The following is an 8,579-nucleotide window of genomic DNA, read 5'->3' as shown; positions in this document are numbered from 1 at the left end:
GATGGTACTGCAGGGGGGACCCTGTGGGAGAGTAGGACGCCGCCGAACAATTATTGTGGGAATGCCCCGCACCTTCTGGTGCGGGGCATTTCTGCGTTCTATGGGGTTTCTACGGGTGATATTTCGTTTGCGCGTGAGGGCGCGCGGCGCGGAGGATCGGTGGATGGACCACGTGATTCGCGCCGTACAGCCCGACGAATGGGCCAAGGCCAAGGACATCCGCCTCGCCTCGCTCCAGGATCCGGCCGCGCCGGTGGCCTTCCTGGAGACGTACGAAGAAGCCCTGGAGCAGCCCGATTCCTTCTGGCAGGAGCGGGCGGTCGGGTCCTCCCCCCGGCACAGGACCCGTTCGGGGCAGTTCATCGCCGAGGCGCCGGACGGGACATGGTCGGGCACGGTGACGCTGCTGATCGAGGAGGCCGGCGACATGGACTTCCTGGGGGCCACGTCCGAGCGGGCGCAGGGGCATCTCGTCGGGGTGTTCGTACGCCCCGAGCAGCGGGGTACCGGGCTGCTCGGGGCGCTGGTCGACGCCGCTCTCGACTGGGCGTGGTCGCTGGAGGAGCCATGGCTCGCGCGGGTGCGGCTCCATGTCCACGAGGGGAATCCGCGGGCACGAGCCGCCTACCGCAAGCTGGGATTCGTACCGACCGGCAAGTCTCTGGCGTTGGAGGGGAGTCCCTCGGTGGCCCCCGGACGGGATCTGGAGCTGGCGATCAACCGCCCCTAGACGCTGTACGGATGCTCCGCCCGTGCCGTTCGCAGCGCGCGTGCCCACCAGTCGAGCTGGTCGAGCATCGCCTTGGCGGCTCCGGCGGCGCCCTCCGGGTCGTGGGCCGTGCCGTCAGGGGCGAAGACGTCGCTCGTGACCTTGTGGAAGCTGACGGTCTCGCGCACCGTCGTGCTGTGCAGCTCGGCGAAGACCAGCCGCAGTTGCTCGACGCTGCGCAGCCCGCCGCCCACGCCCCCGTACGAGACGAAGCCGACCGGCTTGGCCTGCCACTCCTCGCGGTGGAGATCGATGAAGTGCTTCAGGACCGCCGGGAAGCTGTGGTTGTACTCGGGTGTCACGACGACGAACGCGTCGGCCGCGCCGAGACGGGCGGACAGCTCGGCCAGGGCCGGGGTGGGTTCCGTACCCCAGTCGGGGTGGACGGCGGGGAGTTCGGTGTCGGCGAGGTCGATGAGGTCGACCTCGGTGCTGCCGTGGCCGGCGGCCAGGGCCGCGAACCAGTGGCCCACGGTGGGGCCGAGGCGGCCTTCGCGGGTGCTGCCGATGATGACGACGAGCCGTATCGGGTCGGTCGGCTGAGTGGACCGGGTGGACCGGGTGGACATGGCGTTGCTCCTCAAGGGTGCTCTGCGGTCAAGGCGGGCCAAGGAAAGTCGGATCGGGGTGGCGGTTGCTTTGCCGGCGGTGGCTGAAGATGCGGCCGTGGTGACGTGCCGCGGCGGGCGCGCCGGTGCCGGAGCAACTGGTGGACCAGCAGTGCCAGTCCGGCGCTGAGCCCGGCCATGCACCACAAGGCGACGCGCAGGGAGTCCGTGAACTGCGCGGCTGCCAGGACGTGTTCCCGTATGGGATGTACGGGGAGGTCGCCCGCCGACGCAGGACGACCGCGAGGGTTGGCCCGACACGGCTCCCGCGGCGGGGCGGGGCGGGGCGGGGCCGCGTGGGCCTGGGCCGCCGGGTCCGCGTCCTGTGCGTGGGACATGAAGGTAAAGTACAACGTGTATGGCAACGGTTGCAACGATCGTTGTAATTTCTGAGGAGGGCTGCACCATGGCGAGCCGGGAGCAGGGGGCAGGGGCGGCGCGGGGGCCCGGGGTGCGCAAGCCTCCGCGCAAGGGGCTGCTGGAGAAGCGGCAGGCCATCGAGCGGGGCGCGCGTACGGTCTTCGGGCGCGAGGGGTACACGGGGGCGAGCGTCGACGCGATCGCCGCCGAGGCGGGTGTCTCCACGCGCACCATCTACAACCACTTCACCGACAAGGAAGAGCTCTTCCGCGAGGTCTTCCTGGCGAGCGCCGCTTCCGTGACGGCGGACTCCACGGACCTCTTCGCGCGGCACTTCCGGCACTTCGCGAGGGCGGTCGACGTCGAGGCGGATCTGCTGGCCCTCGGACGCGAGTGGGTCGGCCAGAACTCCAAGCACCCCGAACACTTCGCGCTCGTACGCCAGATCATCACCGAGGGGCCGCGGATGCCGGCCGATGTGATCGAGGAGTGGCAGCGCGTCGGGCCGCAGGCGGTACGCGCCGACCTCGCGGAGCGGCTGCGCGAGCTCGCGGATCAGGGGCTGTTCGACATCGACGACGCCGACGCGGCGGCACGGCATCTGAGCCTGCTCATCGGCGGCATCACGCTGGAGTCGTTCTTCGGCGCGGTACGGCTGAGCGCGGCCCAGGTGGAGAAGTTCGTGGCGAGCGGGGTGTGGGCGTTCCTGAAGTTGTACGGGCCTTCCTGAGCTTGCACGGGCCCTTCCAGAGAGCCTGTACGGGCGTACGGGCCTTTCCGCACCTCAGACGCTGTCGGGGACCGGCAGTTCGTAGTGCGGCCAGCGGTCCAGACCCTGCTGCCGCGACCGGAGCAGGGCCAGGGCCGGCAGGCCGCGGTCATGACCGGTGGAGAGCAGCTCCGGAAGCTGGGGCAGCGGAGCGACGGCGGCGACATCGTCCAGGACACATGTCATTGGTGGGTCGAGCCGACCGTCAGATGACCGTGCGGCCATGCGGCGGCCGTGCTCGACCACGTTCGAGACGAGTGCGGTGAGGAGCGGCATCGCACCCGGGCGGGAGCGCGGATCCTCGATCGGCTCGCCCACCACATACAGAGTGCCCCCCTCGTTCACAAAAGAATCCAGCGCGAGGGAATCGGTTCGGTTGGGTGTGCAGGCGTCGCGGATATGGATCGAGGAGAGGGACGACAGCGCACGGGCCGTCAACTGCTGGGAAACCTCCCGGCGTTCGGGATGCGCGGTGAGCGCGGACTCCAGCAGACCCGCGAGACCGGAGGCGGCCTTGGGGTGGGTCCGGAGGATCCGGACGGCCTCATGGGCGCTCCCGCCCTGCGCCCACCGGTGCACCTGTTTGAACGGCCGCGACTCCACCGCGGCGGCATGCAGCCAGCAGCGCAGCAGCGTCTCCGCCGTATCGGCCATGGCGGCGTCGAGCAGGGCGTGCGGGCGTACGGGGGAGAGCAGCGCGGCGGCGCGGGCGGCGGCGGTGGCGGCGTCGTCGCAGCCGGCGGTGGGCGACCAGTGGAGCCGGGCGGGGGTGTCGCAGAGGTGGCCGGGGTCGTAGACGAGGACGGGGCCGAGCTTGGCCCGCGCGTCCTTGGTCTCGGACCACACGGTCGGGTCGGAGGTGACCACGAGCGCGGGGCCCTCGGCGTCCAGGACGGCCTGGACGGCGGCGGGACGGCGGGTGAGGGGATCGCCGTACCGCACGCGAGGGGCGGGGACGGCGGCGGCACGTGCGGGAGCGGGAGCGGGTTCGGGAGCGGCGGTCTGGACGGGGACAGGCGCCAGTGCTGGTGCTGGTGAGGGTTGGGGGGCGGGTGCGGCCGTCGTCGCGACGTCCGGCAGGTACTGCTCCTTGCTCAGCGACGGGGCAGGTGCCGGGGCAGGTGCCGGGTCCGGCGCCTGGGCCTGGTTCGGTACGGCCGCCCGCCGTCGCGCCCGTACCACGCGATAGCGGGCCGTCACACCCAGCACGAACACCGTGAGCACGACCAGGACCATCATCTGACTGATCAGCAGGCCCCAGAAAAGCCCGTACCCGGACAGTTCGCCGGGCGGGGTGTCCGGCCACGCGCCCGCGATGTCGTGCGGCGCCTGCGCGAGTTGGCGTATTGCCAGCGGCGTACGCGTAAAGGTCACCCCCTGCGGCCAGGCGCCGTGGGTGAACAGCCCCGCCAGTCCGGTGGCCGTCCAGACCAGCAGCGCCAGCCCGAGCAGGAAGCCGAGCAGGCCCACCAGCAGCCCGTCGGGGATCCCGCCCCGGGTGCCGCCCTGGCCGCCTCGATACCCCTGACCGCCCTGGTATCCCGGGCCGCCCTGGTAGTGCTGACCTTCGTGGTGGCGCGACATGGTCACGCCACCGTCGACTCGGAGGACTCGTTCAACCGCCGTTGCCTTTCCAGGAGGGCCGCCCGCTGCTCCGCCTCCCACTCCGCGGCCCGCATATCGTCCGGCAGTCTGCCTTCCAGTTCCAGGGCGTCCGCGGCGTCCGATGCCTGGGAGTTCTCGGTCATGGCCCGGTCGGTGAAGACCAGGGGCCGTTCCGCTTCCGTCACCAGATGCTTGACGACCTGGACGTTGCCGTTGACGTCCCAGACCGCGATACCGGGCGTGAGGGTCGGAATGATCTCCACCGCCCACCGGGGCAGCCCGAGCACCCGGCCCGTGGCTCTCGCCTCGTCCGCCTTCTGGGCGTAGATGGTCCGGGTCGACGCCATCTTGAGGATGGCCGCGGCCTCCCGGGCCGCCGCGCCGTCGACCACGTCGGAGAGATGGTGGACCACCGCCACGAACGACAGACCGAGCCGCCGCCCGAACTTCAGCAGCCGCTGGAAGAGCTGGGCGACGAACGGGGAGTTGATGATGTGCCAGGCCTCCTCGACCAGGAAGATGCGCTTCCTGCGGTCGGGGCGGATCCAGGTGTGCTCCAGCCAGACGCCCACGATCGCCATCAGGATCGGCATGGCGATCGAGTTGCGGTCGATGTGCGAGAGGTCGAAGACGATCAGCGGGGCGTCCAGATCGATCCCGACGGTCGTCGGCCCGTCGAACATGCCCCGCAGGTCACCGTCGACCAGCCGGTCGAGAACCAGCGCGACGTCCAGGCCCCAGGCCCGCACATCGTCCAGGTCGACATTCATGGCCTCGGCCGACTCGGGCTCGGGGTGGCGCAGTTGCTCGACGATGTCCATCAGCACGGGCTGGCGGTCGATGATCGTCTCGTTCACATAGGCGTGCGCGACCTTGAGCGCGAAGCCGGAGCGCTCGTCCAGGCCGTGTCCCATGGCGACTTCGATGATCGTACGGAGCAGGGCGAGCTGCCCGGTCGTGGTGATCGCCGGGTCGAGGGGGTTGAGCCGGATGCCGTCGTCCAGGGCCGCCATCGCGTCGAGCCGGATGGGGGTTATACCCAGCTCCTGGGCGATGAGATTCCACTCGCCCGCGCCGTCCTCGCCCTGGGCGTCCAGGACGACGACCTGGCGGTCGCGGAAGCGCAGTTGGCGCAGGACGTATGTTTTCTCCAGCGCCGACTTCCCGTTGCCGGACTCGCCGAGGACGAGCCAGTGCGGGGCGGGGAGCTGCTGCCCGTACAGCTGGAAGGGGTCGTAGATGTACCCCTTGCCGCTGTAGACCTCGCGGCCGATGATCACACCGGAGTCACCGAGGCCGGGGGCCGCGGTCGGCAGATAGACGGCCTGGGCCTGGCCCGTCGACGTACGGACGGGCAGCCGGGTCGTCTCCACCTTCCCGAAGAGGAAGCTGGTGAAGGCATCCGTGAGGACGGACAGCGGATCTCGCACCACAGGCCCCTTTCGGCTCGTCGGCTATCGGCGGTGTCGGTGTCAGTGACGGTGACGGTGACGGTGACGGTATGGGTCGGTCGGAAGCGATGAAACGTCGCTAACGGCGGATGCCGGTCGCGAACGGCAGAGTGTTCACAAAGGCGCGGTGGTGCTCGCGGTCGCACCACTCCAGTTTCAGATACGACTTGCCGGCCGACGCCCTGATCGTCCGCTTGTCCCTGGCCAGGGCCTCGGGCGACCTGGACGACACTGTGATGTACCCGACGAGGTTGACCCCCGCCGCCCCGCTGGCGAGATCTTCACCCCGCTGGTCCAGCCGGCCGTGCGCGGCGATGTCGCGCGGGTCGACGGTGCGGTTCATCTTCGCGGCGCGGCTCGCCTCCGCGTCGTCGTTCGTCTTCTCCGTCAGCATTCGCTCGATGGCGATCTCGGTCGGTTCGAGGTCCATGGTGACCGAGACCGTACGGATCACATCGGGGGTGTGGACGAGCAGCGGGGCCAGGAAGTTCACGCCGACCGGGGTCATCGGCCACTCCTTGACCCAGGCGGTGGAGTGGCACCAGGGCGCGCGGGTGGACGACTCGCGCGTCTTGGCCTGGAGGTACGTCGGTTCCATCGCGTCGAGCTCGGCCGGCCAGGCGTTTCGTTTCGTCATGGCCTGGATGTGATCGATGGGGTGGTCGGGGTCGTACATCGAGTGCACGAGGGAGGACAGCCGGCCCTGGCCGAGCGGCTGGCGTACGCGGATGTCCGCCTCGGCGAGGCGGGCGCAGATGTCGGTCAGCTCACGGGCCATCACGACGGCGAGGCCCGCGTCCCGGTCGAGCTTCTTCGTACCGGCGGCCTGGCGGGCGGCGCGGGCCATGGCCTGGCCCTCGGCGGCCAGTTCGCGCGTGTAGTGCATGCAGGCGACGAGATACGCGCGGTGCTGCTCGCTGGAGGTGGAGACCATCGACTGGAGCTGGTCGTACGAATCCCGGAGCCAGCCGGGGGAAGAGGAGTCGCCGCGCTGGGCCACGTCCTTCTCGTGCGCGTCGGGGTCGGCGGGCAGCGTACGGGCGAGCATCTGGAGCCGGGTGACGAAGCCGTCGCCGTTGGCGACATGCTTGAGGAGCGTGCCGAAGCGGTCGACGAGGGCCTCCTGGTCCTCGCTGTCGCGCAGCCCGACGCCGGGGCCCTCGATCTCGATGGCGGCGGTGACGGTACGGCGGTCGGCGTGCAGCAGGACGGCGATCTCGTCCGGGCCGAAGGGCGCCGCCAGCCAGTTGATACGGCCGATGCCGGGGGGCGGGCCGACCTCGACCTCGCGGCCGTCGAGGCTCGTACCGGCTTCCATGGCGGCGGAGCGGTAGACCGTACCGCGGCGCAGGCTGCGCTTGTAGCTGCGGTTGATCTCGAACCACTTGTAGAACGTGCGGTGCTTGTACGGCACGTACACGGCGGCGAGCGCGAGGAGCGGGAAGCCCGTCAGCGTCACGATCCGCAGGGACAGGACGGGGACCAGCAGACCGCACATCATGCCGACGAAGGCACCGGCGATGATCAGGGCGATCTCGCCGGTCTCGCGGTTCTTGCCGACGATCGCGTTCGGCCTGGCGCGGCCGATGAGATACGTGCGACGGGGCGCGATCGGTGGTGACTGGGTCGTCAACGCCCTCTACCTCCTGAGCTGTTGTTGCCGTTACCGGTGCCGCGTGAGCTGTGCGGGGTGCCGCTGGTCGGGCCGCCGCCGCGGGGCGGGGGCGAGGGGGACGGCAGGGGCCCGACACCCGAGCCGCCGCCGGAGCCGCCGCCCGATCCGCCCCCGGACGAGGAGCCGCGCGAGCTGTGCGCGGCGACGCCGCCGGAGACGGTGTTGGCGGGCCGGCCGCCTCCGCCTCCGCCGCCTCCGCCGCTTCCGTCGCCCTGCTGGTGGTTGCGGCTGCTGTGGGTCTTGATGCCCTGGGAGACGAGAGCGGCGGGGGAGCTGATGACGGCGGCGGCCTGGGAGCCGTCCGTGGCCTGCTTCCGGTTGGAACGGGAGGAGGCGATCTCGTCGCCGAAGCCGGGTACGAAGCGGTAGATCATCGCGGAGGCGAAGATCGCGAGCAGGATGATGGCGAGACCGGACACGACGGCGGAGACCGCGTCGGGGCCGCTGTCGGCGGAGAGCGCGCCGGCGAGGCCGAGGACGATCACGATGACGGGCTTGACCATGATGACGGCGATCATGATCCCGGCCCAGCGGCGGACATGCCCCCACATGTTCTTGTCGACGAGCCCGGCGTAGACGACGGTGCCGAGCAGCGCCCCGACGTACAGGAGCGCGGCCCTTATCACCAGCTCCAGCCAGAGCACACCGGCGGCGAGGATCGACACGAGCGAGACGACGATCAGCATGATCGGCCCGCCGCCGATGTCGTCACCCTTCTTGAGGGCCTCGGCGAAACCGCCGAAGAAGACGTCGGTCTGGCCGCCGGTGGAGCTGGAGACGACCTGGGTGACGCCGTCGGTCGCGGAGACGATCGTGAAGAGGATGAGGGGAGTGAAGGCGGAGGCGAGGACCGTCAGCCAGAGGAAGCCGATGGCCTCGGAGATCGCGGTGGTGAGGGGCACGCCGCGGATGGCGCGCTTGGCGACGGCGAGGAGCCAGAGGACGAGGGTGAGGACGGTGGAGGCGGCGAAGACGACGGCGTACTGGCGGAGGAAGGCGGTGTTGGTGAAGTCGACGTTGGCGGTCTCTTTGACGGCGTCGCTGAGCTTGCCGACGATCCAGGCGGCGGCGTCGGCGCAGCCGCGGGCGAGGGAGGAGAGGGGGTCGAGGGTGTCGGGGGCGCTGGGTACGAGGGAGCTGGAGTCGCCGGTCTTGCCGTTCTCGCAGAGTTCCTGGACCTGGCCCGACAGCAGACTGCAGTCCCCGGTCGAGGACGGACTCGGGGTGGGCGACGGAGTCGGTGCGGCCACCGCGCGTGACGCGAACAGGAAGACCGCGGCTTGCAGGCCCGCCAGTACGGTGACGAGCGACCGCGCGCGGCGCCGAGAGCTACCTGGCATAC

At 70.5% G+C, this 8,579-nt stretch carries 7 protein-coding genes; 2 read left to right on the top strand and 5 right to left on the bottom strand.

Annotated features, from left to right (window positions below; all coding sequences use genetic code 11):
- The first annotated feature begins 163 nt into the window (after window positions 1–163).
- The gene (locus IF11_RS0122510) at window positions 164–730 is read left to right on the top strand and encodes a GNAT family N-acetyltransferase (RefSeq protein ID WP_030353492.1); all 567 of its coding nucleotides are present in this window, start codon (window positions 164–166) and stop codon (window positions 728–730) included.
- Here the strand turns inward: IF11_RS0122510 and IF11_RS0122505 are convergent.
- Window positions 727–1,338: an NADPH-dependent FMN reductase gene (locus IF11_RS0122505; RefSeq protein ID WP_030353491.1), complete on the bottom strand. Its 612-nt coding sequence runs from the start codon at window positions 1,336–1,338 to the stop codon at window positions 727–729. The genes IF11_RS0122510 and IF11_RS0122505 overlap by 4 nt on opposite strands.
- A gap of 445 nt (window positions 1,339–1,783) precedes the next feature.
- Here IF11_RS0122505 and IF11_RS0122500 point away from each other — a divergent pair, with 445 nt between their 5' ends.
- Window positions 1,784–2,467, top strand: a complete 684-nt coding sequence (locus IF11_RS0122500) for a TetR/AcrR family transcriptional regulator (protein WP_051746135.1) — start codon at window positions 1,784–1,786, stop codon at window positions 2,465–2,467.
- Window positions 2,468–2,521: 54 nt separating this feature from the next.
- Here the strand turns inward: IF11_RS0122500 and IF11_RS0122495 are convergent, their stop codons facing one another.
- From IF11_RS0122495 to IF11_RS0122480, 4 genes are all read right to left on the bottom strand, one after another.
- Window positions 2,522–4,090 (bottom strand): type IV secretory system conjugative DNA transfer family protein, encoded by a 1,569-nt coding sequence (locus IF11_RS0122495; RefSeq protein ID WP_240627786.1) that lies wholly within the window; start codon window positions 4,088–4,090, stop codon window positions 2,522–2,524.
- Window positions 4,091–4,092: 2 nt separating this feature from the next.
- A complete protein-coding gene (locus tag IF11_RS0122490) occupies window positions 4,093–5,541 on the bottom strand; it encodes an ATP-binding protein (protein ID WP_030353488.1) in 1,449 nt (482 codons plus the stop codon).
- A 100-nt stretch (window positions 5,542–5,641) separates the two neighbouring features.
- The gene (locus tag IF11_RS0122485; RefSeq protein ID WP_030353487.1) at window positions 5,642–7,195 is read right to left on the bottom strand and encodes an SCO6880 family protein; all 1,554 of its coding nucleotides are present in this window, start codon (window positions 7,193–7,195) and stop codon (window positions 5,642–5,644) included.
- On the bottom strand, window positions 7,192–8,577 hold the full coding sequence (locus IF11_RS0122480) for a hypothetical protein (protein ID WP_030353486.1): 1,386 nt from the start codon (window positions 8,575–8,577) through the stop codon (window positions 7,192–7,194). Before IF11_RS0122480 ends, IF11_RS0122485 begins: the two co-directional genes overlap by 4 nt.
- Window positions 8,578–8,579 lie beyond the last annotated feature (2 nt).

Source organism: Streptomyces scopuliridis RB72 (assembly GCF_000718095.1).
In the GTDB taxonomy this organism is placed as follows: Bacteria; Actinomycetota; Actinomycetes; order Streptomycetales; family Streptomycetaceae; genus Streptomyces; species Streptomyces scopuliridis.
This window is presented reverse-complemented; position numbering and strand designations above follow the sequence as displayed.